This window comes from Camelimonas sp. ID_303_24, from assembly GCF_053543495.1.
This window is the reverse complement of record NZ_JBLLJM010000009.1, coordinates 97,276-120,764: the sequence shown is the minus strand read 5'-3', so window position 1 is coordinate 120,764 and position 23,489 is coordinate 97,276. Positions and strand designations below refer to the sequence as shown.

Genomic DNA, 23,489 nt, shown 5'->3' with positions numbered 1-23,489 from the left:
CGTTCTATCGGGGCAAGCATGACGCTGTGGTTGGTGAGGTCAGGAAAGTACGGCGAGCGCGAGGCTCTGGCGCTTGCAAATGGCGTCGCGGTCATTGGCTGGGATGAGATGCCAGACCTCGCCACGCGGAAAGACCGGGCCAACCTGGCGGCGGCGCTCCAGGCGACCTATCCCGATGAGAAAGGCAAAACCCTGACCAACTGGGAAAGCCAGTTGTGGCCTTTCGCCCACATGATGGCGGTAGGTGATTTGGTCGTTATGCCCCTGAAGACACGCGCCGCAATCGCAATCGGTCGGGTGAGCGGCCCTTACCGCTATCGAATCGATCTGGGCGACGCCAGGCATACCCGTCCGGTCGAATGGTTGTGCGAGACGCCGCGCAACGCCTTCGCACAGGACCTGCTGTATTCCTTTGGCTCGTTCATGACCGTTTGTCGGGTGCAGCGGAATGACGCTGAGAAGCGGGTAACCGCCGTGCTTGAAGGTGGGTGTGATCCGGCCAGTGGCGCATTCCGGCAGCCTGAGGCCTCTCGCGCTCCCGGCAAGGGCAGCGCTTCCGATGATACGATTGCTTCGGCTGAGGATGAGGCGAATGTGCCCAATCTTGCCGAGGTGGCCGACGACGCCATCCGGACGCGGATTGGCATGGCGTTCAAGGGACACAAGCTGTCTTCGTTGATTGGCGCAATCCTTGAGTCGCAGGGTTACACCGTTGTCGTATCATCGCCTGGGGCTGATGGCGGTGTGGATATTGTGGCGGGCAAGGGCGCGTTGGGTTTCGACCAGCCCCGCCTTGTGGTCCAGGTCAAATCACAGGATGCGCCGGTGGATGTCAGCGTTCTGCGGGAGCTGCAGGGCGTCATGCGGCAATATTCAGCGGGGCAAGGGCTGCTGGTGGCATGGGGTGGCGTAACGCGGGCATTGGCGAAAGAAGCTCAACGCCTGTTTTTCGAAGTACGCATATGGGACGCAGGCGAGATCGTAAGCGCACTGCAGCAGAGCTATGAGCATCTGCCCGAGGAGGTCAGGGCGGATCTGCCGCTGAAACGAATCTGGGTACTGTCGGAACAGGAATAGTGATGGCGCCAGCGCAATCGTGCTCATGGCATCGCATCATTTCCCATGCTGAAAGTGGGGCCGCCAGTGGGGCTGCAATGGGCGATCAGTGAAATATCATATTAAAATCAATGCGTTAAGTCGCATTAATGGCGGGGCAAAGCCGACGAAACGGAGAACTACGTCTACGCTGTAGCCCTCCAAAATGAGACGTGAAAATTGGTATTAAGTCGCTGAAATGACACCCGGTTTCGCCGATCCGTGTCGTCTCAGCTCTCCTGTTGGCCACAACGACGGTGTCCCTACATGAAATAAGGCTTGTCGCCGTCCGTCCCCGGCTTGTTCACGCCGACATTGCCGCGAAGGTGCAGGTCGGGTGAGCGGATGACCTTAACGATCAGGTCGGCCACACTCTTGCGCGAGACGACTGTGCCCTTGAACGGCTCTTCACGCCGCGTCAGCTCATAATCCACTTCATTATCGTCCGTCAGCCAAGCCGGGCGGACGATAGTATAATCCAACCCCGATGCCTCGATTGCATCGGCGGCGCGGCGGAAAGGCTTCAGGTCCTCGCCGATCGTCGCGTTGTTCCATTCGCCGAACGTGCCGGGAACCTCGTCGTAGATTCCCAGCGACAGAACGAAGATCAGCCGGTTGACGCCTTCGGCCTCCATCGCCGCGATGACGCTGTTCGCCTGCGCATCGAGGTCTTCGCCGGTCAGGTTCGCATAGACGATGTCCTGTCCCTTAATCGCCGCGCCGAGTTGGGCAGCGTCAAGCACATCGCCCTGCACCATGGAAGCGTTGGCGGACACGCCCGCCAGTCTGGCGGTGTTTCGGGCGAACAGCGTCAACCGCACATCGTCCTCACCGGCCAGCATCTCGATGGCATGGCGGGCGATTTGCCCACTGGCTCCGAGAATGAGCACGTTCGTCATTGTCCTGTCCTCATTATCCATGAACGGCCGGGCCGCGCGGATGGCGCAGCCCGGTAACTGGTGTCTTTGCTAGGAGTTCGACCGTCACTCCGCTGCCGCTTTGGCAACCTCGCCGGCGGTCAGCTTCTGCTGGAAGAACGGCGCGAGGACCGAGACGGCTTCATCGACATACTTCTGGCCGTCATAGAGTTCCATGTGGTTGGCGCCCTCGACGACGTGGAAGGACTTGTCGGTGCTGGCGGCGCGGTCGAACAGATCGTCGCTCATCCACTTGCTGCCGGCAACGCTGCCGGCGACGATCTGGATCGGCTGCGTCAGATAGACGTCGGCCATATGGTAGGCGTCGTAGGTGATGATCTGGTTCAGGCTGCGCAGCGTCGCGAAGCCGGGCGCGGTGGCGCATTCGGCGCGCGGCGTGTGGTAGTACTCCCAGGCCTGACGCAGTTCCTCGTTCGACGCGTCCTCTTCCTTCATCGGTGCGAGCGGCATGGTGGCGTAGTCCGAACCGCCGGCGTCCGTCGTGCGGGCGTTCGAGCCGGCCTCGACATAAGGCAGGGCGTCGATCGACTTGACGGTGTTTTCCCAGCCGTTGCGGAACATGGAGCCGATGTTGACGGCACTGACCGTGCCGATCGCCTTGATGCGGCGATCCTGGATCGCGGCGTTGGCGGTGTAGCCAGCGCCGGCGCAGATGCCCATCGCGCCGATGCGGTCACTGTCGACGTAAGGCAGGGTGGTCAGGTGGTCGACGACCGCGCTCACGTCTTCGGTGCTGATGTAGGGGTTTTCGAGCTGGCGCGGCTCGCCGCCGCTTTCTCCCTGATAGGAGCGATCGAACGCAATCGTGACGAAGCCCTTCTCTGCGAGCTTCTTCGCATAGGTGCCGGCCGTCTGCTCCTTTACCCCGCCGCCCGGGTGCGAGACGACGATGGCGGGATAGCTCTTCTTCTCGTCGAAGCCTTCCGGGAAGTTGATCACCGCTGCCATGGTGATGGTCGGGTTGTTGCGGTTGGTGAATGTAATCTTGCCCATCTTCAGGCTCCTTTCTGCCGGGGCTCCCTTGCCCATGCGCTGAATGTAGGCCAGAAGAATTGTGTCGATTAGACGGGTAATTCAGCTTGAGCCTATCATTGAGGTGATAAATGCGGCGGGATGAGATCGCCGATCTGGCGGCGTTTGTCGTGGTCGCCGAGGAACGCAGCTTCACAAAGGCCGCTGCTCGCCTCGGCATGGCGCAGTCCGCGCTCAGCCAGATCGTGCGGCGCACGGAGGAGCGACTGGGGCTGCGGTTGCTCTCACGCACGACGCGAAGCGTTGCGCCGACGGATGCAGGGGAACGGTTGATCTCGACGCTCGGACCGATGCTGCATGATCTGGATGCGGCAATCGCCTCGCTGGGCGAGCTTCGTGACCGGCCGTCCGGCACGATCCGCCTTACCACGGTGGAGCATGCGGCCAAGACCATCCTTGTGCCGGCGATGAAGCGCCTGCTGCCGGACAATCCGGACATAACGGTGGAACTGACGATCGACTACGGCCTGGCCGATGTCGTGGCCGACCGTTTCGATGCCGGCATTCGCCTAGGCGGTGAGATGGCGAAAGACATGATCGCGGTGCGCATCGGGTCTGACATTCCCATGGCGATCGTTGGCTCGCCGGACTATTTTCGCGCGCATGCCGTTCCGAACTCACCGACGCAACTGATCGACCATCGCGCGATCAATCTGCGGCTGCCGACGTCCCGGACGCTCAATGCGTGGCGACTGATGCGCGGCGGTAAGGAAGCCCGGGTGCGGATCGACGGGCCGCTGGTCTTCAACACCATCGATCTGATCCTTGACGCTGCCCTTGACGGTCATGGCCTCGCTTATCTTCCGCTAGACCAAGTTCAGCAGTATCTGAATGAAGGTCTGCTGGTGCGCGTCCTGACCCGGTTCACGCCCGACCTGCCGGGCTATCACCTCTACTACCCACACAGACGGCACGCTTCATCAGCGTTCACTCTCTTGGTGGAAACATTACGAACTCGGGGCTGACAAGATGCGTGGCCCGATGGTCCTACCGCAGAGTGATCTCCTCCGTGACTGCATCACAAAACACCGGACAAAGCCACGGCGACAAATGCGGGAATCTGCGGTTAATCACCCTCAAAAAGCTTATCTGGCAGGGCGTGCGAGAACCCCTGTGCGTAGGACAACCGCCCGAAAGACGCTATCCGTTTGATAATTAAAGAGATAGCTCGGCAATTTGTGCGGCAATCGGCGGTGTTTGGCGGGCCGAAGCCGACGAAACGGAGAACTACACCTACACTATAGCCCTACAAAATGGAGGCTAGAAAGAGGTGCCTAACGGGGCCGGAGAGATGCCGGGACGCTCCCGTCCCGGCCCTAAACGTTCGCGCGCCCGCAAAAAAAATCCAGAGGCTAGATTGCCTTTTCCGTCGGCTCTGGATCGTCAAGCGTGATCCCATCGAAAAAGAAACGAACTACGTAGCGATCAAAGGGACCAAGTGACCTAATCGCTAACACTGCATCTTTTCCGAGATTCTTAAAGCGATCAATTGCCTTCAATAGGTCCATGCTGGGGTCTTGAAAGTCAATCAAGCCAGATAAGTGGATTTTTTTGGAAATCATGCGTGGCAAGCCATACTCTTCGAGATGGTAGACCGCACTCGGTAAAAACGCTCTGCTCATTCTACCAATAAAGGCAGAAATATCGACTGACGGATTAATAATCATCTTATGAAGTTCGTTTGTATCGCTCAGAAGAGCCGCCAACTTGAACGTCATGGTCCGTTCGAGCTTGAAAAAATCGTCAATATCGACGCCATCGCCTTTAAGGGTCGATATTAGTTGAGGCAAATCGCGATCCCAATTGTGAGCCAGCGCCTTAGTTGCCTTCACAAGTTTGCCAAATTGCGTATCCCAATTCCCGGGTTTAAGCCGTAATACCCGGTAGAGCATATTGTCCCAGTGCTCGGGGTTGGCGGAATTCAGATAACCAAAGCCACGCCATTCTTCGGGATTATCCCTCATATCCATTGCTAGCCGAAGCAAGAAATCCGCATCGCTATCTTGCAGGATGTTGTCGCGCTTTATGCGCGCAAAATTTTCGTCGCCAATGATTGCCGACATTTGTGTGCGATACTCAATTATCCGCTCCACTTGCCGATCCGTGAGTTGATCCGAATCCCGCACCTCATCGAGAGTTCCCAGTATTTCCTCTGGGAACTCAATATCAAGCTGAACGTCCTCAGATTTTGGAGGGGCGTCAAGAAGGTATATATTTCCGACGAAATACTTAAACATTCGGCCGCCCCGACCGATGATATTCTTATATGTAAAGTCCTTAAGGTTTGTGTTTCCTAGCTTGCTTTTCCACACAATGACGTTTTGAGCAGATGTATTGACGCCTTCTATTATTGATGATGTGGATACGATACTATCAAATCCGTCTTCATACTCAAAGAGACGTATTTGTAGCTGACTGAGGCACCGATGCATGCTGCCGTTATGAACACCAATTGCACGATCAACCAAATCGGCCAAACTCCAGTCCGACTGATAATTTTGCCTAAGCCACTTAGAGAAGTGGCTTGTATATATACGATCAACAGGTTGAATCTTTGATATAACAAGTTCCGATATTTTCTTTATTTCAGAATATGTCCCCGCATATATCAATGATTTTTGTGTCTGCTGAGAAATTAAATCGATTAATTTTTCACCCTTCTTGACTTCATCTTTTCCAAATTCCTTATATGGCTCTTTAATATCAAGATATACAGTATTAAAATCTAGAAGCTCGACGAATTCCATGTCGCGAGTAAAGGCGTTGTCGCTCAATTTTTTGATGTTTGGCGCGAGGTAATACCTCTGCTTTGCCTTCTTCGAGAGCTTCAGGATCGCTTTTATGAGCGCAGGCGCACGATCACGGTCATGTTTTTGGCTTGCCTTGTAAAACTCATCGACCACTAACAAGTCTATGCTATCAAGCGCATCAAGATAGCCGAAGGCACGCTCCTGCGGAAATATAAGGATATTTTTTATTCCAAGTTTCGTATCGGGCGCTGTGACGATTGTATATTCTTCAGAGAATTTTTTGAACAATCGGCGGCGCGTTTCGTCCATCAGGGCAATAGTCGGGACGATAATCACTACATTGCTCGGCCTTTTGGCCGCAATGAATGCATCAATGACAAAACTCTTTCCAAAGCTAGTCGGAGCGCTAATCGCTATGTTCTTGCCATCCAAAAGCTTGGCGAGAACGCTCGACTGCTCGCGATGGAGTGTTGCGACGCGCCGACCAACATCAACTTCAAATGCATGATGAACATATTTCTGATCCCATGAAGCGTTTGCCAGCTGCAGGTAGGGGAATAGCCCAGTCGCGCGGATCATATGATTGACCACTTGCGGATAAGGGGTTTTGGAATGATCGAGGTTTGCCAGTAGGCGGATCAGGAGATTTCTGGCGGCGATCTCGTTCTTGAGCGTCAGAAGCCTGTTTATCTCGTAGCAGGTATCAAAAATATCCATTAGCTCTGCCCCTTATAGAAAGCGACGGCTTGGACGAAGGCACTGACGATCTTCTTCTTGCTAGGGACTGGAAACAGGATGATGTGAAAATTTAGATCGTCATATTTATGGACCGAACCCGATTTTGCGATTTGCTTAAGGAAATAAGCGTCTGCACGGCTTTTATGAAATTTGATAATTTCCGCCTTATAGGCGTCGCTGAGGTCTTTTGCGCCTGAGGTAATCGAGCATTCGTGCAAAAGCAGGATTGGAATATGAATTTTTGCCTTCAAGTTGTCGATGGACTCTCTGTTGTCCAAAGCGGCTTTTATTTTGGCTCGTAGATCTGGCGCGATTGGTAGGCCGTCAAGATCAGATACGCTGGTTATAATGGCATTTTCTTTTTTTAACTTGTCCGTCGAAAGTGAATTCATGACCGAGGTTACGACGGAATCCAAGCGAGCATCGGCAATGGAATTGTAGAATTTTGCCTCTCCAAACCAAAGCGTAAAATCGTCTCCATCAACGACGATATGAACACTGTCCGCCCCCTTGGCGTTATCCTGAACATTTTGCTTATAAAAAATTTTCGGGACTACGGGCAGCGCGCCAAAGCGATGACGCATCAGGCCATACAAAAATACTTCAGCAATTTCACTGCCCTGTCCGATCTCATCATTGTCTGTAAGCCTCAGATTCTGAGCCGCCGCGATCAGGCTGCTGTGGCTTTGATCGACAAGGGAAGATCGCTCTTTCTCAGATAGGGCCGTTTGAGCGATGTTATCCCACAAGTAATTTTGAAATTTTGGATAACGCCATTCCGCGTCTTCAAAGTCATTTATCAAACTTATTATACGATTATTGACTATTTCTGTGAGCTGCGCTGTCGATGTTACTGAAGAAAGAGAGTCATCTATCAAAACTTCAAATGCCAGCCTAGACATAAAAATAGACTCCCCCATCGAGACTGTCCCCGTCAGATGACGCTACAACTTGGGAGGATGCATGACTAGGTATTTTGTCGATGACCTCAGCGCAGATCATTGCCCTGTCACTGACGCTCTCTGATTGGCTCGTTAACACAGGCCTTAGGGCTCCGCCCTCAGCGCACTTCGAAAGGCTTCCGCCCAGCTTCCTCCGCGCTTGACGCGCTCCGTGCAGCCGGTTCCCCGCGCAGCCTTCCTCCGTTTGCACACCCGGTCTCGGCGACGGCCAGAAGGTCAGGCGCGGCGTTCCGCTTCGCTGACCTTCAGACCCGAGGAACAGAGACATGACCAGCGCAACCGACACCAATCCCCGCATCTATGTTGCTTGCCTTGCCGCCTATAACAACGGCTATCTGCATGGTGCTTGGATCGACGCGGATCAGGACGCCGACGACATCAGGGACGAGATTTCCGTGATGCTTGCGCGTTCTCCGATCAAGGGCGCGGAGGAATACGCTATCCATGCTTATGAGGGCTTCGAGGGCGTCGCCGTTCACGAATATGCCGGTATCGACAAGGTTGCCCGCATGGCCGCTTTCATCGCCGAGCATGGCGCGCTAGGCGCTGGCCTGCTGGACCATTGCGACGATGACATGGATCAGGCCGAGGCTGCCTTGCGGGACTGCTATCACGGCCAGTTCGCCAGCCTCGCCGACTTCATGGAGGAAGTGACCACCGAAAGCGGCGTCATCATCCCCGACGCGCTGCGTTACTATATTGATTGGGAAGCAATGGCCCGCGATGCTGAAATGGGCGGCGAGTTCTTCACGGTCGAAACCGCACATGACGAGGTGCATGTGTTTTCCAGCCGGTGAAAGCCCGATCACCTTGCCCGCATATTGCGGGCAAGGTATATCGCAGAATCGCGGTAATAGTGTTAATAAGAAAATAACCAATAATGATCGGCTGCGCCGCTCAAGGTTTCTGTATTTAGTAGCTCCTATTACTTCATAAAATCTTTGACCCTCTCCAGTCCGGGCGTTGTTCTGCGCGCCCCGGTTTTGGGAGGTGACGCCATGCTTTTAAGCATCGACTGGCGCTCGCCGGCGGCATACCGACACGCGAAGCACATTCCTGCCGCCGGTTTCGCCTGGGAATATCTGCGCCGGAATGACGAGTATCGTCATGACTTCCAGACTATCGCACTGACCGGACAACCGGGCAGCCCCGAACTTGAAGCGTTCGCGCATCGTTGGGGTTTGCGATTTCCCATGCGATCCCGATGCGCCGCATGACCGGCCGCCGCCAATCTGGAGTCCGAGCCTTCAACCCCAAGCGGTGATGCTGTCGCCCGTCGAGCATAGGGACGGTGACACGGAACCGATAGTTGCGCTTGCGCATCTTGCCGGCCTCGACCTGCGCCGTGCCGCCGATGGCTGGCACGGCATTTGGCAGGCCGATGGCGTCGCGCATCAATTCTGGTTGCCCGAGGCGGTGCCGGACGCCGCAGCGTTCTACGCCGTCACGCTGCCGATGGACTCCTTTCTGGAGCTTCGCACCCACGCCGCCCGGCGCTTCTGGCGATCCTTGAACGGTCGTCCGCCCGGTCCCGATTTCCGGGCGATCCCGGCCCAGCTTCGGCAATGGCACATCCTGTCCCTGCGCGCACTCGACGCGCGGTTGCGCGGGGAAAGCTACCGCACCATCGCCGAAGTCCTGCTCGGCTTTCGCGGCACCAAGGAGGATTTCGAGAACGATCCGCGCAAGAACAAGGCCCGCCGCCTGGTGGCGCATGGCGTCAGGATGATGCGCGGCGGCTATCGCCTGTTGCTCCACTACCCGATCAAACCCGGCAAGCATTGATCCCGCGCGGGGATCGCCTCACGCCTTGTTCGCCGCCGCCTGTTCCAGAATCTTCCGATAGCCCTCACGCGAAAGCCATTGCGCGCGTTCGAGATGGCTTTGCCAGCAGCGATAGGTGCGCAGTTCCTCGGCCACCGGATCGCGGTGCAGCACGATCCGCGCGACTTCCTTCCAGTCCGCGCCATCGGCCTTTGCATCGAGCAGACGCCAATAGGTGACGTGATGCTGTTCATCGTAAGGTGTAATGTCGTTTCCCGTGGGCGCTTCGTCGTCCACATCGGGATCGAGTTCGACGGGAACCCGCATAGCCATTCCCCTTGATCCTGGAGGGCCTTGCTTGCGGTGCGCCCCCGCAAATGGCCCCTCTGACCCTGGTGATCGGGGAGTTAGTAACCGTGACTAGACGGCCCCATGACCTTTAGGCGAGAAGCCCTGGACATACGCCATAGGCTCCCCGACCATAAGGTTCGAGGATAGTGGTGCCGTCACGGCCGACACCAACCGCTAGTCAGGGGTTACTAAGCCCCAGAGCAGCGCGTCTGCTCCGTCCGCAGTCTTAGCCGAGCTGCGCCCGAATGTCTTTGTCTATTCGTCCCGGCTGGCAGCCCGGCGCTGAAATCCCTCGCATATTTGCCGCGCAACGCCCCCGGTCAGGGGGTGCCGCCAGCGCATAGGCGCAAATGCGGCACGCTACGCGCCGCCGGTCCCTCTCCATGGTTCGCCACAGTCCGCTGTCGCCCCCGACAGCCGAATCCTAATGAACCGGAGGTGATCCATGTCCAACCCGCTCGCGGGCCTGCCGCCGCGCATGTTGCGCACCAAGGAAGCCGCGCGCTTCCTCGGCATTTCCATCCGAACCCTTGAGAAGCATCGCACCTACGGAACCGGCCCGACCTATCGCAAGATCGGCGGGCGCGTCCTCTACGCGGTCGAGGACTTGCAAGCCTGGACCGCGATAGGTGCGCGCAAGTCCACCAGCGACAAGACCGCCGGCACCGTCTTTCCCGCCCGTCCGCTCACGCCCGAAGAACGGGGCAGCCGCTAGATGCTGCGCGAGGACGATCACGACCCCGCGCAGCCGTCCGAGGTTAGCGAGCGCAGCCGCCTCGACCCCTTCGTGGTCGCGACGGGCGACACGCCGCCGCGCGATCAGCGCGACTTGATGGAACGGCCGTTTTTTTCGCTGGCGAAAACCCCGCGCACCAAGCCGATTCTCTACAAGGCCGCCGATATAGAGGTGCAGGTCTTCGCCATGCCCGAACACGGCATGGCGACCATATGGGACGCCGATGTTCTGATATGGGCCGCCTCGCAGATTGTCGCGGCCGAGAACAACGGCCTCACCACGTCGCGCTTCTTTCGCTTCACGCCCTATCATCTGTTGCGCGCCATCGGACGGCCGACCGGCAACCGGCAATATCTATTGCTCAAGACCGCGCTCGCACGGCTGCAATCCACTGTCATCGCCACCACGATCCGCAACGGCCCGCATTGGCGCCGCCGGCAATTTTCATGGATCAACGAATGGGAGGAATTGACGACGCGCGCCGGCCGTGTCGAGGGCATGGAGTTCGTCCTGCCCGAATGGTTCTATAACAGCGTCATAGACCGCTCGCTGGTCCTGACCATCGACCCGGACTATTTCCGGCTGACTGGCGGCATCGAGCGTTGGCTTTACCGCGTCGCCCGCAAACACGCCGGCCGCCAGCGCCATGGCTGGATTTTCGAGGTCGCGCACCTTCATCAGAAGTCCGGCAGCATCGCGCGGCCGTCCGACTTCGCGCTCGACCTGCGCCGGATCGCGGCCCGCCAACCGCTTCCCGGCTACCTGCTCCAGATCGAGCGGGAGGATGGCCGCGAGCTGCTGCGCATCCGCCCCGAAAACTTATCAACAGGCACTGTTGATAACCCTGTTAAAGCCATCGGCACATCAGGCGCACGGGGTATCGGCACATCAGGCGCAGCATTATCGGCACATCAGGCGCATGAACCCCAGCTAACGCTTTGGCCTGAAACGCGGAATCCGACCGCTAACTTATCTAACAGAGAATCTAACTCTTTTTCTTTGACGCGCACACACGCGAGGCGTGGTGCCGGTTCCGCCGGGAGCGGCGAGCCATGATGCGCGCGCTCGACCTGTTCAGCGCCGCCGCCGGCGGCTGGTCGCTCGGCCTGCACCGCGCCGGCTTCGTCACCATCGCCGCCTGCGAAATCGTCGAATGGCGGCGCATCCTTTACGCAGAGAACAATCCCCATGTCAGACTCTACGAGGACGTGTGCGGACTCACGGCAGCTCGCCTTGTTTCCGACCTTGGAATCCTGCCCGACATCATCGTCGGCAGCCCGCCCTGCCAGGACATCAGCAGCGCCAACACCAAGGGCAAAGGCATCGAGGGCGAGCGGTCGGGCCTCTATCTCGAAGCCGTCCGCCTGGTCGGAGATTGCCGCCCTCGCTGGTTCGCTTTTGAGAACAGCCCTAATCTGCGAACTCGCGGCGCTGACCGGCTGCTCGATGAACTGGAAACGCTCGGCTACGCCGTTGAACCGTGCGTGGTGGGTGCTGACAGCGTTGGGGCCAACCATGTCCGCAAGCGGTCATGGCTCATCGGCTACGACCCCGGCCAGCTTGCCGACACCCGTCTCGCAATCCCAGCAGGGTGGCATCCGTCTGGAGGGTGGTTCTGGCGCGCGCCGGGCGATGAAGGAATCGGGCCTCTACGACCTGTTCCGCAGTCAGACCTTGGCGACGCCGAGGAAATCGGATGCGGATCGCGGCGGCCGGGGCGACGTGCTGAGCCAGTTGCAGGGCCATGCCAGCCGCCATGCCGGGATGATGGGAACGCCGACAGCGAACGCAGCGCCGCGGGGGAGCGTCCTGCGCAAGCTCAAGGGCCGGATGACATCGGACCAGGACGATTTCGACCGGACGCCGACCATGAGCGAGGTGCTGCATTTCGACAGGCCGGACATGCCCCATGGCATGATGCCGACGCCGGTGAAGCCGAACGGCGGGCGCAGGTTGAGCGCGCAGGAGATAGAGACGGGACGCCGGGCGAACGGAGCGAAGGCGCAGATCGACACGCCGAACCTGTTGCGCCATGCGGCGGAAACCCTGCCGACTCCGACGAAGCGCGACAGCCGCATGGACGGCTGGAGTCCGGCCTACGAGCGGCGGAAGTCGCCGACGATGGACGCGGTGATAAGCAGGGCAATGATGGCCTCGACGCCGACAGCAACGGCGAACCAACTGGCCCCGTCATCCATCCAGAAATGGGCGGGAGCGCAGGCGTTGGCGGTGATGTTGCGGAGCCATGGGCTGACTGGAACGGCGGCCTTGCCCATCACCTACGGCTGGATGATGGGCTTTCCGCCTGGGTGGCTGACACGCGCATTGCGCTCGGCAGTCGCAAAGGGACGGCTGCGGCCAGCCTGATCGTCGAAGCCTTCGGCGACGCCGTTCTTCCGCAAATCCCCGAAGCCATCGGACGCGCCATCCTGCGCACCGAAGCCGCGCTCGATGCCGTGCTTGCGCGGACCACCCCCGACATTCCCGGAGACGAACAATGACCCGCCGCGCCCATCGCAGCGCGCACGGCCGTCCGCTGCCGGACGGACCCGCGCCCTTCACCACCCTGGTCGAACTGACCTTCGAGAAACGCAAGGTCGAGCATTGGATCAGGTTCGGCCGCAAGAGCTATGAACAGATCATCGACCGCCGCCGCAGCGTCGTCGGTTTCGCACCCGAGAGCATCTTCGCCTTCGTGCGATGGGCAACTGGCGAGCATGGCACTGTCGTTTCGCGCATCGACATCGTGCGGGCCATCGGGCGTGGGGAACCGTTCCAGACGTTGCCCTTCGTGCGGCCGGGTGGAGAAATCCTGTTGCGGCTCGACGGCTGGCCAAAGGTGCAGCGCGCGCTTGCCATCATCGACGCCGTGGAATCGCTCGGCCTCGATCCGTCAGACGTGTCGCCGGACTACTGGCGTCACGCGCACAACCGCCTGACCGCCAATCTGGAGCCGAGCGCCTACACGCCGGAACGACATGCGGCATGGATCGGACGCCGGAGGATCGACCCATAACGCGCCGCCGTTACCTCGCGGTCACGGCGCTGGTCGTAATGGGCATCGCCGCCGCAAGCGCCGTCGAGACGCCATTGAGGCTCATCTGGAACGCCACCGCCAGCGCGCCGGTCGGCTTCTATAAGGTCGAGCCGGCCGATGCGCTCGACGTGCCGGAGTTGGTCGCAGTCCAGCCGCCCGAACCGCTCGCCGCCTTCATGGTCGGGCGCGGCTATGTCGGGCGTGGCGTTCCGCTGTTGAAGCGCGTCGTCGGCCTGCCGGGACAGCGGGTTTGCCGCACCGGGCGCACGATCACGGTTGACGGGATCGAGATGGGCGACGCGCTCGACCGCGACAGCCTAGGGCGGGAACTGCCCATCTGGCAGGGCTGCCGCATCATCGCCCCCGGCGAAATCTTCCTCATGAATTGGGATGTCCGCGACAGCCTGGACGGCAGGTATTTCGGACCCATCCCCGCAGCTTCCGTCATCGGCCGAGCGGTCCCGCTCTGGACCGATGAGGAAGGCGTCGGCCGCTTTGAATGGCGCGCGCCGACCACTGATTTCCCCCAACCAGAAGGAGACTGACCATGCCCGCCAATATCTTTGAACCCACCGCCAACGGCTACGCCGGTCGCGTCCGGCTGTTCGGCATCGACGAGGCAATCGTTCTTGTCGCCATCGAACCGGGCGACGGCGAGAACACGCCGGCCTATCGCATCCAGCTCGACGACGAGGACGGCCCCGAGATCGGCGGGGCGTGGAAACGTGTCGGCGAACGCGCCGGCGACTACATCGCGCTTGAGATCGACAGCCCGCTTTTCCCCGCGCTGTTTCGCCCGGCGCTGTTCCAGGCCGACGACGAGGAACGCACCTTCCGGCTCGCATGGAAGCGGCCACGGGCGCGCGAGGATCGGGGCTGATCGGTGCGCGTTCCCGTCATCCCTTTGTTCGCGGGAAATCCGTCTCATCCCTTCGTCCCGCTCGGGCGCAGGACGGCCAGCGCCCGCAGCGAAGGTCAGGGGCGGTCCCCGGCCGGCGCTTGCGCCTTGCCCTTGACCGCAGCGAGGACGCTGGCAGGCTGGAGCCATTGCGGAGACAGGGCGGTATGGCGTTTTGCCGTCCTGTTGCTCGCCGGGGCGCTTTCCGTCTGCATCGGATCGGGCGTCGCGGTCGCGCAGTCCGCGCCGGTCGAACGCCCGGCAGCCGCCCATCCCTATGCCGCTCACATCGCCGAGGCGTCGCAGCGGGTCGGCATCCCCGAGCATTGGATTGTCGCCGTGCTGCGCGCCGAAAGCGCGGGCGACGTGCGCGCGGTTTCCTCAGCCGGGGCGATGGGATTGATGCAAGTCATGCCCGATACCTGGGCGGGCCTGCGCGTCCGCCATGGCCTCGGCCGCGATCCCTACGACCCGCGCGACAACATCATGGCAGGGACGGCCTATCTGCGCGAGATGTGGAACCGCTACGGCAATGTCGGCGCGATGCTTGCGGCCTACAATGCCGGTCCCGGCCGCTACGACGAACACCGTGCGACAGGCCGACCGCTTCCCGCCGAGACACGCGCCTATGTCGCCGCGCTCGCCCCGGTCCTTGGCGGCGCGGCTCCATCGGATGCGCCATCCCCGCAACCGGCGCCGCCGCCCGATTGGCGCGAAGCCCCGTTGTTCGTCCAGCGCCCGGACGACAGCCGGGCAACCGTCACGCTGCCGTCCGACGCGCAATCAGGTGACGGCCGCGCTGCCGTTCCGGCGCTCGATCCCGTCGCTACGGAGCCGCAGGACGGCAGTATTTTCGTGGCGACCGCGAGTGACGGAGGAACGCCATGAGGGCGGCGTTCCCGCGCTCGGCGGCGCAGGCTTCGTCATCCAGTCGGGCGGGTTTGCGTCCGGCTGGATTCGGGGTCGGAAAGGCAGAAAGGGCCGAAAGAAAGGAGGGCAAGATTAAAGAAGACGGCACCATGTCGGGCCGCTTCCTGAAATTATTGTTGTCTGCACACTGGTTAGGGGAGCCGCAAGCGGCACCACGATTTTTGACCCCGCGTGCCGCGATGTTGCGCAAAGCCTTGGCTTTGCAGGGTTTCGAGCGGCACCATAGGCCCATATCGGCCTGTTTTCGGCGGTTTTGGCTGGAGACGCGCCCTTGAGCGCCGACGACGAAAACCGCTTCCGTCCGAAGCCCGGCCGCATCCGATCCGACACGCCGAAGGCTGGCAAGACCAGGAGCTTTTTCACCCAGGTCAAGAAGATCACCCGCCAGCATCAGGCGGCAGCCGCCCGCGACCCTTCCGCGCCATCATCCGCCCGCCCGTCATCGCCGGGGCGGTCCCGCGCCATGGTCGCCAGCGGCAAGGGCGTGAAGCGCGGCCGGGGCGCGAGCTTCGTGCGCGCCCGCAACATCTCCGGCCATTGGCATCATCGCCAGCCGGGCAGCCGCCGCGTCATCGTCAAGCAGCGCAGCGTTCGGGCCGCATGGAAGGACGGCCGCGCCCGTGCGCATCTTCGCTATGTCCAGCGCGACGGAACCTCGCGCGATGGCGAGCGCGGCCAGCTCTATTCGGCGACCGAGGACCGCGCCGACGCCGACGACTTCCTTGATCGCGGCAAGGACGACCGCCATCAATTTCGTTTCATCGTCTCGCCAGAGGACGGCGCGGAGCTGTCGGACCTCACGGCCTACACCCGCGATTTCATGAAGCAGGTGGAAGCCGACCTCGGCACGAAACTCGATTGGGTCGCCGTCAACCACTACAACACCGGCCATCCCCATGTGCATGTGATCGTCAACGGCCGCGACGATATGGGCGGGGATCTAGTCATCAACGGTGACTATCTTTCCGCCGGCCTGCGCGAGCGCGCCAGCGAGCTTGCCAGCCTGGAACTCGGCCCCGTCACCGAGATCGAGCAGACCCGCAAACTATCGGCCGAGATCGACCGGGACCGTTTCACCCGGATCGACGAGGCGATGGCCGGGGAAGCCGATGATCGTTTCCTCGACCTGCGCCATGAGCCGGTCGCACCGCGTCGCCAGTTCGAGCGGACATTGCGCCTGCGTCGCTTGAGCAAGCTGGAGAAGATGGGGCTGGCGACCGAACATGCGCCCGGCGTTTGGGAATTGAGCAAGGACATGGAACCGACCCTGCGCGAGCTTGGCGAACGCGGCGACATTATCCGCACCATGCAGAAGGCGCTTGGAGCGGATGCCGGCGAACGCGATCCCATGAGCTTCCAAATCCATGACGGTGCGCCCGAGACGCCCATCGTCGGCCGCGTCGTGGACAAGCACCTGTCCGACGAGCTGGGGGAGAACCTGACCGTTGTGGTGGACGGCATCGACGGCCGCACCCATCACATCGCCGGCATCGCGCCCGAGCGGCTGGAGGACGCCCGCATCGGCAGCGTCGTCCAGATCGGCCCGGCCGAGGTGACGGCCCGACCGTCCGACCGCAGCATTGCGACCATCGCCGAGGATGGCGTCTATCGGCCGAGCCGCCATCTGGAACAGGCGAAGTTCGAGGGCCGCGTTCCGGGCGGCGACTATGAGGGCTATGTCGATGCTCATGTGCGCCGGCTGGAGGCGCTGCGCCGTGCCGGCATTGTCGAGCGGATCGACGCCGACCAATGGCGCATCCCCGAAGACTTCGAGAGCCGCGCCGCCGCCTACGACGCTGGCCGCGACCGGCAGGCCAGCGTTCGCGTCCTGTCGCCCGTCAATCTGGACCGGCAGATAGGTTCGGACGGCGCAACCTGGCTGGACCGCCGATTGGTCCACGACGAGGCAGCCGACCTTGCGCCAACCGGCTTCGGGCAACAGGTCCGCGAAGCCATGGACCAGCGCCGCGAACATCATATCGAACAGGCCGACGCCACGCGCAGCCGGGACGGCCGCATCTTCTACCGGCGCAACCTTCTCGCCACGCTGCGCGAGCGGGAAGTTGCTCGCGCCGGTGCGGAGATGGCCGAGGGCAAGGCGCTGCCGTTCCGCGCCGCCAAGGACGGCGAGAGCGTCAGCGGCAAGTTCACCGGCACCGTGCAGCTAACGAGCGGCAAGTTCGCCATCGTGGAAAAGAGCCACGAGTTCACGCTTGTCCCATGGCGGCCCGTCATCGACCGCCAGCTTGGCCGCGAAGTTATGGGCGTCGTGCAGGGCGGTTCGGTGTCGTGGCAGTTGGGGCGGCAGAGGGGACTAGGTATTTAAGCGCCGCGCTTCTTACCTCATACTTCGGCGAGATAGCTCGGCACGATCCTTGCCATGTTTTCAGCCCTCTATCGTGTTTTGTTGCCGAGGATCACGGCGCAGATGATGAGCGCCGCGCCGACGATCATCAGGATAGTCGGAACCTCGGCCAGCCAGACATAGGCACCAGCCAAGCCGAAGACCGGAACCAGCGTCAACCAAAGACCTGCCGCCCCCGCTGACAAGTATTTGAGTCCAATAAGATAAAGCCAGAACGCCAGCGCATATTGGATGACGCCCGAGAAGGCCGCATAGGCGACGATAGGCAGAGAAAGCCCCTCGAACGATGCGGGGCCAAGTCCCATCAGCGTGACGATAAGGAATACCACCAAGGCGACGGCGAGGCCGACGATCTGTTGCGCGGAGGCGAGCGTGGCCGCTGGAAAATTTTGTGCCACGCGAGACGACAACACCACATAGCTAGCGGCGAACAGAGTGGACAGGATGATAAGCAGGTCACCCCAACCATTGTTACGCTCTTTATCGAAAAAGCCTTCGCCCGAGACGAGCAAAAGCCCGAAGACCGCGATTGCGATACACAGCATCAAATGGCCGCTCGGCCTCTCACGCAACAGCACCCAAGCAACAAGGACGATCAGCACAGGCTCCGTCGCGCTGATGACCGACGCGCTTCCGGCCGTGGTAAGCGACAGGCCGATGAGTCCAATCGTATAGGTCAGCCCCGGCTCCAGAACACCTATCGAAGCCGCCTTGCCCATGGCAGCAGTTCGATACCGCCATGGAAAATGTGGAATTGATAGCGCCAACAGGGCCGCAACGCTGGCGACCAGTTGGATGACTAGCAACGTCGTCGAAGGCATGACGGCAAGCAGATCGCGCGACATGACCGTGGCGAAACCCCAGCAGGCAGCCGAGCCGATCATCGCGGGGATCGCCACCCATTGCAGTCGAGGCTTCTCGCCATCGCGCTCGGCCGCCGCCTCCACGCTCATGCGTATAGCCTTTCCCACTGATCTTCGACGGGGCAGCAGTTCGGGACGCATTTGTCCTCATCGCACATTCGACAATAGCGGTATCCGTGCTCGGGCCGCGTCAGCAGGCCGCGCAGCAGCTTGTCGAGGGTTCGCCCCAGAAACTCGGCCTCATGGGCATCAAGGAGGCTCACGGCTCGATCCAGCACCTCGCCCCTTTCCCGAAGCGCCATCTTCCGCTGCGCCAATCCCTCCGACGAAAGCTCGACAAGCATGGTGCGGGCATCCGTGCCGGCTTTTTTCCGCACCAGGCCGTCGCGTTCCAAACGGTCGATCAGCCGGACCGCACCGCTATGGCTGATGCCAAGTGCTTCCGCGATTTCTCTAATGGTCAGGCCGGGATGTGCGCCGAGCATGATGATTGCGGCGGCGGTTTCGCCTGTCGTTGCAAGTGCGACATTGACGGCCTCGCGTAGATCGTCGGCGAGGACGATGGCTAGCGCCCCAAGCATGTTCGCAGTCTTGTTGCCGGCCATGGTGGTTCTCCTTCGCAAGATGCTGACGACGATGTGACCCAAACGCCTTTGATTTTATATGACTGACTCATATAATGCGCTCGGAGAACATTCAAGCAGGACCATATGCCCGACCTACCGCAATGCAGCTTTTTGCCTGCCACCGCCTCGACCTGGCCGTTGCTCGAAGACCTTTTCGGGCCGAATCGTGGTGCGGACAGCGGTTGCTGGTGCATGTGGTGGCGCGTAAGCCGCAGCGTCTTTGACGCCATGGGCAAGGCGCAGCGAAAAGCTGCATTGCGCGAGTTATGCAACGGTGGGGATGAGCCGGGGATTCTTGCTGTTAGCAACGACAAAGCTCTCGGCTGGTGCGCCGTTGCTCCACGCAGCTCTTATCCGGTTCTGCAACGGTCGCGTGTAGCCCGTCCGATTGATGCGTCTCGGGAGGGCATCTGGTTCATTTCCTGCCTCTATGTGCGCGTTGGCTTCCGGCGAGGCGGATTGACGAAGCAACTGATAGAAGCCGCCGTTGAATATGCGTTTGAGCAAGGTGCCTCGTGCGTGGAGGCTTGCCCGACAAAGGCAAGAGGAGCGGATGCTGATCGCTTTGTCGGAACAGCCGCCACCTTTCAGGCTTGCGGCTTCACGGAGATTGCTCGCCGTTCTCCGAACCGACCGCTGGTGCGCAAGACTGCGCCGCACATCGACCGAGCATAAGCTATGCGGCGGCGTTCGGCACCTACGATTGATCGTCAACGGGGAGTGCCGACCTCTCTAGGGTCGCGTATCCCTATGACATCACTGATCCAGACGCTCGCCGTCGCCGAATATCTCAACTTTCGCCACGCCGCCAATGCGCTCGGCGTGGCGCAATCCAGCGTCAGCGCCCGCGTGAAAACGCTGGAAGAAGACCTCGGCATCCTCCTGTTCGAGCGCCATGCGCGAGGCGTCCGGTTGACCGAAGCCGGACGCCAATTCGTCGAGCGGATAGCGGCGGGCATCGACCAGCTCGACCATGCCGTGAAGACCGCCGGCATGGCCGCGTTAGGAGAATGTGGCCGCCTGCGCATCGGCGTCCATGCCCTGATCCCGCGCAGCTTCCTTGCAGACCTGCTTGCCGGATACCGGGAAGACCATCCCGGCATCGACATCGAGATTACCGAAGGCACGGCCCGCGATACCGTCACGCAGCTTCGTTCCGACCGGCTGGACGTGGTGTTCGTAGCAGGAGCGCCGGAACTGCCCGACTGCCATTCCCGGCATATATGGGCCGAACCGCTGGTCGCGGCGCTGCCAGATCGGCATCGGCTGGCCGATCAGCCCGCCGTCACCTGGGCCGACCTTGCAGGGGAGACATTCCTTGTCCGATCCGGGGGAACCGGCCCGCAGGCTTACGACCATATCGTTCTGCGCCTCGCCGGACGCTGGCCCGCATCCTCGATCCTGCGCTTCGACGTTGAGCGCAGCACCTTGCTATCCATGGTCGGACAGGGCTTCGGCGTCACCATCGCCGGGGCGGCCACGGCATTGCTGTCAACGTCAGGCGTGGTCTTCCTGCCCTTCGCCGACGAGCCGGAGCCGGTCCCGTTCTCGGCCGTATGGTCGCCTTACAATCGCAGCGCCGCGCTTCACAACTTGCTGACACTCGCAAGCGACATGGGGCGGCCGGGTTCGGGCAGACTGATTTCCCCGGCGATTCGGCCCGGCCAGCCAGCATAGACGCCAGCGCGGGCGGCGGCGCTGCCAAGACCGTCCTATTTGCCGCCGTCCGTATCCGGTAACCCGCCCGCATCCTCATTCCTGTTGCCTGCCCGGTTTTTGCCTACTCTCTGATCGGCTCCGTCCCTTTTGCAGACTGGAGCCTGGATGCGTGGTGGCCGAATCTTATGGGGCCAGATCGCGGTGGTTTTCGCCATCGTTCTGGTTATGACCTGGGCGGCGACGCAATGGGTTGCCTTCCGTCTCGGCTTTCAGCCCCAGCTCGGCAATCCATGGTTCGAGCTGGCGGGCCTGCCGATCTACCATCCCCCGGCCTTCTTCTGGTGGTGGTTTTCCTTCGACGCCTATGCGCCCGCGATCTTCGTGGAGGGCGGCATCATCGCCGTGTCGGGCGGCTTCCTCGCCATCGCCGCCGCTATCCTCATGTCGATCATCCGGGCGCGGGAGGCGCGCAACGTCGCCACCTACGGTTCGGCGCGATGGGCGGAAGATCGGGAAATCCGCGCGGCCGGATTGCTCGGCCCCGATGGCGTCGTGCTTGGCCGGCATCCCCAGGACTATCTGCGCCATGACGGCCCCGAGCATGTCCTATGCTTCGCCCCGACGCGCAGCGGCAAAGGGATCGGTCTGGTGGTTCCCACCTTACTGACCTGGCCGGGAAGCTGCATCGTTCACGACATCAAGGGCGAGAACTGGACGCTGACAGCGGGCTTCCGGGCGAAGCATGGCCGCGTCCTGTTGTTCGATCCGACCAACGCCAGATCGTCCGCCTACAACCCGTTGCTTGAGGTCCGGCAAGGGGAGTGGGAGGTCAGGGATGTTCAAAACATAGCTGACATCCTGGTCGATCCCGAAGGTTCGCTCGACAAGCGCAACCATTGGGAAAAGACCAGCCATTCGCTTCTGGTCGGCGCGATCCTGCATGTCCTCTACGCCGAGCCGGACAAGACCTTGGCAGGCGTCGCCAATTTCCTGTCCGATCCCCGCCGCCCGGTCGAGGCGACCTTGCGCGCCATGATGGACACGCCGCACCTGGGCGAAGCGGGCGTTCATCCGGTCATTGCGTCCTCGGCGCGCGAACTGCTGAACAAGAGCGAGAACGAGCGGTCGGGGGTGCTGTCCACCGCCATGTCCTATCTCGGCCTTTACCGCGATCCCGTGGTGGCGCGGGTGACGGCCCGCTGCGACTGGCGCATTGCCGATCTGGTCAGCAGCCGCCAGCCCGTAAGCCTCTACCTTGTGGTGCCGCCGTCCGACATCAACCGCACCAAGCCGCTCATTCGCCTGATCCTCAACCAGATCGGCAGGCGGTTGACCGAGGATTTGAACACGTCCGGCAAGCGCCATCGCCTGCTGTTGATGCTGGACGAGTTTCCGGCGCTCGGCAGGCTGGACTTCTTTGAATCGGCCTTGGCGTTCATGGCCGGCTACGGGATGAAATCCTTCCTGATCGCGCAGAGCCTCAACCAGATCGAAAAGGCATACGGCGCGAACAACAGCGTCCTGGACAACTGCCATGTCCGCGTTGCCTTCGCCACGAACGACGAGAGGACGGCCAAGAGGATCAGCGAAGCCCTCGGCACCGCGACGGAGATGCGCGACTCCACCAACTACGCCGGGCATAGGCTGGCCCCGTGGCTCGGGCATTTGATGGTATCGCGGCAGGAGACGGCCCGGCCGCTGCTTACGCCGGGCGAGGTGATGCAGCTTCCGCCATCCGACGAAATCGTCATGGTCGCCGGAACGCCGCCGATCCGCGCGACGAAGGCGCGCTATTTCGAGGATGCGCGGTTCATGGAGCGCGTCCTGATCCCGCCCGATCCGGCGGCCGGTCCCGCCACGAATCCGTCATCGGATGATTGGTCGAGCCGCGTGGTCGCGGCGGCTGGCCATCCCGCGACGGGCGCCACCGACAGGGCCGAAGGCGATCCAGCCAATGCCGGCATCCGCCGCGAGCCGGAATTGCCCGAGCATGAGGAAATCGTCGCGCCGCCGCCGTCGCCCGCGCAGGAGTTCGACATTCTGGACGATGAGCCGGACGTGGACGCCGCCAAGGCCCGCGCCATGCGCCAGCGCATGAGGATGGTCGCGCGGCAGGTCGCCATGAACCCCGATGATGGAATCGAGCTTTGAGGACACGCCCATGACCACACGAACCCGCCTGAATCTCTATTTCGACCCCGCGCTCATGCCGCAGATCGAGACGCTGGCGATGCGCCGCAAGGTGTCGAAATCCGCCATCGTGGAGGCGGCGGTCATGTCCTACCTGTCCGGCGATGCCACCGACCAGCTCGAAGCCGCCATGTCGCGCCGCCTGGACAAACTCGGCCGCCAGATCGACGCACTCGACCTGGACCTTGCCGCTCTCGGCGAGACGGTTTCACTGTTCATCCTGTTCTGGTTGACCTTCACACCGCCGCTTTCGGGGAGTGCGCAGTCCGCCGCCCGCGCAAAGGGCGCGGAACGGTTCGAGGGCTTCATGCAGACCCTCGGCAAGCGCCTTGCCACCGGAGACAGGTTTCTCAAGGAGCTGTCGCGTGACATCGACTCACCCCGCGAAAGCCAGTCAACAGATGAGCCGGAGGCTAACGGCGATCCGGCTTGAGTATTCAAGCCCATCCTGTTTGCCGCCGGTCGCCGCCGATGCCCGCCTGCACCTAGATACTTGTTGAAGCGGCCGGATTTCGGCCTCTCTTAATCGACCCCGATCCGGGGATCGCCTGTCGC

24 protein-coding genes and 1 pseudogene are annotated in these 23,489 nt (G+C 61.2%); 18 read left to right on the top strand and 7 right to left on the bottom strand.

All coding sequences use genetic code 11. The features are described from left to right. The first annotated feature begins 18 nt into the window (after positions 1 to 18). Positions 19 to 1,077, top strand: coding sequence for a restriction endonuclease (locus ACERNI_RS10600; protein WP_448833255.1), 1,059 nt, complete (start codon positions 19 to 21; stop codon positions 1,075 to 1,077). A 281-nt stretch (positions 1,078 to 1,358) separates the two neighbouring features. Here the strand turns inward: ACERNI_RS10600 and ACERNI_RS10595 are convergent, their stop codons facing one another. Together ACERNI_RS10595 and ACERNI_RS10590 are read right to left on the bottom strand one after the other, a co-directional pair. Then, positions 1,359 to 1,994, bottom strand: a complete 636-nt coding sequence (locus ACERNI_RS10595; RefSeq protein WP_448833254.1) for an SDR family oxidoreductase — start codon at positions 1,992 to 1,994, stop codon at positions 1,359 to 1,361. Between the two features lie 84 nt (positions 1,995 to 2,078). Next, positions 2,079 to 3,026, bottom strand: coding sequence for an alpha/beta hydrolase (locus tag ACERNI_RS10590; protein ID WP_448833253.1), 948 nt, complete (start codon positions 3,024 to 3,026; stop codon positions 2,079 to 2,081). A 110-nt stretch (positions 3,027 to 3,136) separates the two neighbouring features. Here ACERNI_RS10590 and ACERNI_RS10585 point away from each other — a divergent pair, with 110 nt between their 5' ends. After that, positions 3,137 to 4,030: a LysR family transcriptional regulator gene (locus tag ACERNI_RS10585; protein ID WP_448833252.1), complete on the top strand. Its 894-nt coding sequence runs from the start codon at positions 3,137 to 3,139 to the stop codon at positions 4,028 to 4,030. Positions 4,031 to 4,417: 387 nt separating this feature from the next. On the opposite strand, the gene ACERNI_RS10580 is transcribed toward ACERNI_RS10585, so the two are convergent. Then, positions 4,418 to 6,532 (bottom strand): DEAD/DEAH box helicase, encoded by a 2,115-nt coding sequence (locus ACERNI_RS10580; RefSeq protein ID WP_448833251.1) that lies wholly within the window; start codon positions 6,530 to 6,532, stop codon positions 4,418 to 4,420. Next, positions 6,532 to 7,473 carry a HamA C-terminal domain-containing protein gene (locus tag ACERNI_RS10575; RefSeq protein ID WP_448833250.1) on the bottom strand — a complete coding sequence of 314 codons (942 nt, stop codon included), beginning with the start codon at positions 7,471 to 7,473 and terminating at the stop codon, positions 6,532 to 6,534. Before ACERNI_RS10575 ends, ACERNI_RS10580 begins: the two co-directional genes overlap by 1 nt. A 308-nt stretch (positions 7,474 to 7,781) precedes the next feature. Between ACERNI_RS10575 and ACERNI_RS10570 the strand changes: the two genes are divergently transcribed. The 3 genes from ACERNI_RS10570 to ACERNI_RS10560 all read left to right on the top strand — a co-directional run bounded on the left by ACERNI_RS10570 (position 7,782) and on the right by ACERNI_RS10560 (position 9,300). Next, a complete protein-coding gene (locus tag ACERNI_RS10570; protein ID WP_448833249.1) occupies positions 7,782 to 8,312 on the top strand; it encodes an antirestriction protein ArdA in 531 nt (176 codons plus the stop codon). A gap of 201 nt (positions 8,313 to 8,513) precedes the next feature. Beyond that, complete coding sequence (locus ACERNI_RS10565) at positions 8,514 to 8,732, top strand: transcriptional regulator domain-containing protein (protein ID WP_448833248.1); 219 nt, start codon at positions 8,514 to 8,516, stop codon at positions 8,730 to 8,732. Positions 8,733 to 8,778: 46 nt separating this feature from the next. Next, the gene (locus ACERNI_RS10560; RefSeq protein WP_448833247.1) at positions 8,779 to 9,300 is read left to right on the top strand and encodes a DUF2285 domain-containing protein; all 522 of its coding nucleotides are present in this window, start codon (positions 8,779 to 8,781) and stop codon (positions 9,298 to 9,300) included. An 18-nt stretch (positions 9,301 to 9,318) separates the two neighbouring features. Here ACERNI_RS10560 and ACERNI_RS10555 read toward each other — a convergent pair whose 3' ends face one another. Continuing rightward, complete coding sequence (locus tag ACERNI_RS10555) at positions 9,319 to 9,606, bottom strand: DNA -binding domain-containing protein (protein ID WP_448833273.1); 288 nt, start codon at positions 9,604 to 9,606, stop codon at positions 9,319 to 9,321. A gap of 469 nt (positions 9,607 to 10,075) precedes the next feature. On the opposite strand from ACERNI_RS10555, the gene ACERNI_RS10550 reads away from it, so the two are divergent. The 9 genes and pseudogenes from ACERNI_RS10550 (at position 10,076) to ACERNI_RS10510 (ending at position 17,557) form a co-directional block, all read left to right on the top strand. Then, the gene (locus tag ACERNI_RS10550; protein ID WP_448833246.1) at positions 10,076 to 10,345 is read left to right on the top strand and encodes a helix-turn-helix transcriptional regulator; all 270 of its coding nucleotides are present in this window, start codon (positions 10,076 to 10,078) and stop codon (positions 10,343 to 10,345) included. Next, the gene (locus ACERNI_RS10545) at positions 10,346 to 11,422 is read left to right on the top strand and encodes a replication initiator protein A (protein WP_448833245.1); all 1,077 of its coding nucleotides are present in this window, start codon (positions 10,346 to 10,348) and stop codon (positions 11,420 to 11,422) included. Continuing rightward, positions 11,419 to 12,867, top strand: a complete 1,449-nt coding sequence (locus ACERNI_RS10540; protein ID WP_448833244.1) for a DNA cytosine methyltransferase — start codon at positions 11,419 to 11,421, stop codon at positions 12,865 to 12,867. The genes ACERNI_RS10545 and ACERNI_RS10540 overlap by 4 nt, the downstream gene beginning before the upstream one ends. After that, positions 12,864 to 13,382 (top strand): DUF2840 domain-containing protein, encoded by a 519-nt coding sequence (locus tag ACERNI_RS10535; RefSeq protein ID WP_448833243.1) that lies wholly within the window; start codon positions 12,864 to 12,866, stop codon positions 13,380 to 13,382. The genes ACERNI_RS10540 and ACERNI_RS10535 overlap by 4 nt, the downstream gene beginning before the upstream one ends. Continuing rightward, positions 13,379 to 13,948 carry a S26 family signal peptidase gene (locus tag ACERNI_RS10530; protein ID WP_448833272.1) on the top strand — a complete coding sequence of 190 codons (570 nt, stop codon included), beginning with the start codon at positions 13,379 to 13,381 and terminating at the stop codon, positions 13,946 to 13,948. Before ACERNI_RS10535 ends, ACERNI_RS10530 begins: the two co-directional genes overlap by 4 nt. A gap of 2 nt (positions 13,949 to 13,950) precedes the next feature. Further along, positions 13,951 to 14,283, top strand: a complete 333-nt coding sequence (locus ACERNI_RS10525) for a DUF736 domain-containing protein (RefSeq protein ID WP_448833242.1) — start codon at positions 13,951 to 13,953, stop codon at positions 14,281 to 14,283. Positions 14,284 to 14,307: 24 nt separating this feature from the next. Next, a complete protein-coding gene (locus ACERNI_RS10520; RefSeq protein WP_448833271.1) occupies positions 14,308 to 15,189 on the top strand; it encodes a lytic transglycosylase domain-containing protein in 882 nt (293 codons plus the stop codon). A gap of 505 nt (positions 15,190 to 15,694) precedes the next feature. After that, positions 15,695 to 16,150 (top strand): annotated as a pseudogene (locus ACERNI_RS10515) (relaxase/mobilization nuclease domain-containing protein); the annotation flags it as partial. 9 nt (positions 16,151 to 16,159) lie between these two features. Beyond that, positions 16,160 to 17,557, top strand: a complete 1,398-nt coding sequence (locus ACERNI_RS10510) for a DUF3363 domain-containing protein (RefSeq protein ID WP_448833270.1) — start codon at positions 16,160 to 16,162, stop codon at positions 17,555 to 17,557. 68 nt (positions 17,558 to 17,625) lie between these two features. Here the strand turns inward: ACERNI_RS10510 and ACERNI_RS10505 are convergent, their stop codons facing one another. Together ACERNI_RS10505 and ACERNI_RS10500 are read right to left on the bottom strand one after the other, a co-directional pair. Then, a complete protein-coding gene (locus tag ACERNI_RS10505) occupies positions 17,626 to 18,549 on the bottom strand; it encodes a DMT family transporter (RefSeq protein WP_448833241.1) in 924 nt (307 codons plus the stop codon). Then, positions 18,546 to 19,064, bottom strand: coding sequence for a MarR family winged helix-turn-helix transcriptional regulator (locus ACERNI_RS10500; protein WP_448833240.1), 519 nt, complete (start codon positions 19,062 to 19,064; stop codon positions 18,546 to 18,548). The genes ACERNI_RS10505 and ACERNI_RS10500 overlap by 4 nt, the downstream gene beginning before the upstream one ends. Positions 19,065 to 19,169: 105 nt before the next feature. Between ACERNI_RS10500 and ACERNI_RS10495 the strand changes: the two genes are divergently transcribed. From ACERNI_RS10495 to ACERNI_RS10480, 4 genes are all read left to right on the top strand, one after another. Beyond that, entirely contained in the window at positions 19,170 to 19,760 is a 591-nt protein-coding gene (locus tag ACERNI_RS10495) for an N-acetyltransferase family protein (protein WP_448833239.1), read from the top strand. 75 nt (positions 19,761 to 19,835) lie between these two features. Then, the gene (locus tag ACERNI_RS10490; RefSeq protein ID WP_448833238.1) at positions 19,836 to 20,762 is read left to right on the top strand and encodes a LysR family transcriptional regulator; all 927 of its coding nucleotides are present in this window, start codon (positions 19,836 to 19,838) and stop codon (positions 20,760 to 20,762) included. A 147-nt stretch (positions 20,763 to 20,909) separates the two neighbouring features. Beyond that, positions 20,910 to 22,895, top strand: a complete 1,986-nt coding sequence (locus ACERNI_RS10485) for a conjugal transfer protein TraG (protein ID WP_448833237.1) — start codon at positions 20,910 to 20,912, stop codon at positions 22,893 to 22,895. A gap of 10 nt (positions 22,896 to 22,905) precedes the next feature. Beyond that, on the top strand, positions 22,906 to 23,367 hold the full coding sequence (locus ACERNI_RS10480) for a ribbon-helix-helix domain-containing protein (protein WP_448833236.1): 462 nt from the start codon (positions 22,906 to 22,908) through the stop codon (positions 23,365 to 23,367). Positions 23,368 to 23,489 lie beyond the last annotated feature (122 nt).

Coding starts and splice junctions, on each gene's coding strand:
- ACERNI_RS10600 (WP_448833255.1), top strand. CDS start 19: ATGACGCTGTGGTTGGTGAGGTCAGGAAAGTACGGCGAGCGCGAGGCT.
- ACERNI_RS10595 (WP_448833254.1), bottom strand. CDS start 1,994: ATGACGAACGTGCTCATTCTCGGAGCCAGTGGGCAAATCGCCCGCCAT.
- ACERNI_RS10590 (WP_448833253.1), bottom strand. CDS start 3,026: ATGGGCAAGATTACATTCACCAACCGCAACAACCCGACCATCACCATG.
- ACERNI_RS10585 (WP_448833252.1), top strand. CDS start 3,137: ATGCGGCGGGATGAGATCGCCGATCTGGCGGCGTTTGTCGTGGTCGCC.
- ACERNI_RS10580 (WP_448833251.1), bottom strand. CDS start 6,532: ATGGATATTTTTGATACCTGCTACGAGATAAACAGGCTTCTGACGCTC.
- ACERNI_RS10575 (WP_448833250.1), bottom strand. CDS start 7,473: ATGGGGGAGTCTATTTTTATGTCTAGGCTGGCATTTGAAGTTTTGATA.
- ACERNI_RS10570 (WP_448833249.1), top strand. CDS start 7,782: ATGACCAGCGCAACCGACACCAATCCCCGCATCTATGTTGCTTGCCTT.
- ACERNI_RS10565 (WP_448833248.1), top strand. CDS start 8,514: ATGCTTTTAAGCATCGACTGGCGCTCGCCGGCGGCATACCGACACGCG.
- ACERNI_RS10560 (WP_448833247.1), top strand. CDS start 8,779: ATGCTGTCGCCCGTCGAGCATAGGGACGGTGACACGGAACCGATAGTT.
- ACERNI_RS10555 (WP_448833273.1), bottom strand. CDS start 9,606: ATGCGGGTTCCCGTCGAACTCGATCCCGATGTGGACGACGAAGCGCCC.
- ACERNI_RS10550 (WP_448833246.1), top strand. CDS start 10,076: ATGTCCAACCCGCTCGCGGGCCTGCCGCCGCGCATGTTGCGCACCAAG.
- ACERNI_RS10545 (WP_448833245.1), top strand. CDS start 10,346: ATGCTGCGCGAGGACGATCACGACCCCGCGCAGCCGTCCGAGGTTAGC.
- ACERNI_RS10540 (WP_448833244.1), top strand. CDS start 11,419: ATGATGCGCGCGCTCGACCTGTTCAGCGCCGCCGCCGGCGGCTGGTCG.
- ACERNI_RS10535 (WP_448833243.1), top strand. CDS start 12,864: ATGACCCGCCGCGCCCATCGCAGCGCGCACGGCCGTCCGCTGCCGGAC.
- ACERNI_RS10525 (WP_448833242.1), top strand. CDS start 13,951: ATGCCCGCCAATATCTTTGAACCCACCGCCAACGGCTACGCCGGTCGC.
- ACERNI_RS10510 (WP_448833270.1), top strand. CDS start 16,160: ATGGGCGGGGATCTAGTCATCAACGGTGACTATCTTTCCGCCGGCCTG.
- ACERNI_RS10505 (WP_448833241.1), bottom strand. CDS start 18,549: ATGAGCGTGGAGGCGGCGGCCGAGCGCGATGGCGAGAAGCCTCGACTG.
- ACERNI_RS10500 (WP_448833240.1), bottom strand. CDS start 19,064: ATGGCCGGCAACAAGACTGCGAACATGCTTGGGGCGCTAGCCATCGTC.
- ACERNI_RS10495 (WP_448833239.1), top strand. CDS start 19,170: ATGCCCGACCTACCGCAATGCAGCTTTTTGCCTGCCACCGCCTCGACC.
- ACERNI_RS10490 (WP_448833238.1), top strand. CDS start 19,836: ATGACATCACTGATCCAGACGCTCGCCGTCGCCGAATATCTCAACTTT.
- ACERNI_RS10485 (WP_448833237.1), top strand. CDS start 20,910: ATGCGTGGTGGCCGAATCTTATGGGGCCAGATCGCGGTGGTTTTCGCC.
- ACERNI_RS10480 (WP_448833236.1), top strand. CDS start 22,906: ATGACCACACGAACCCGCCTGAATCTCTATTTCGACCCCGCGCTCATG.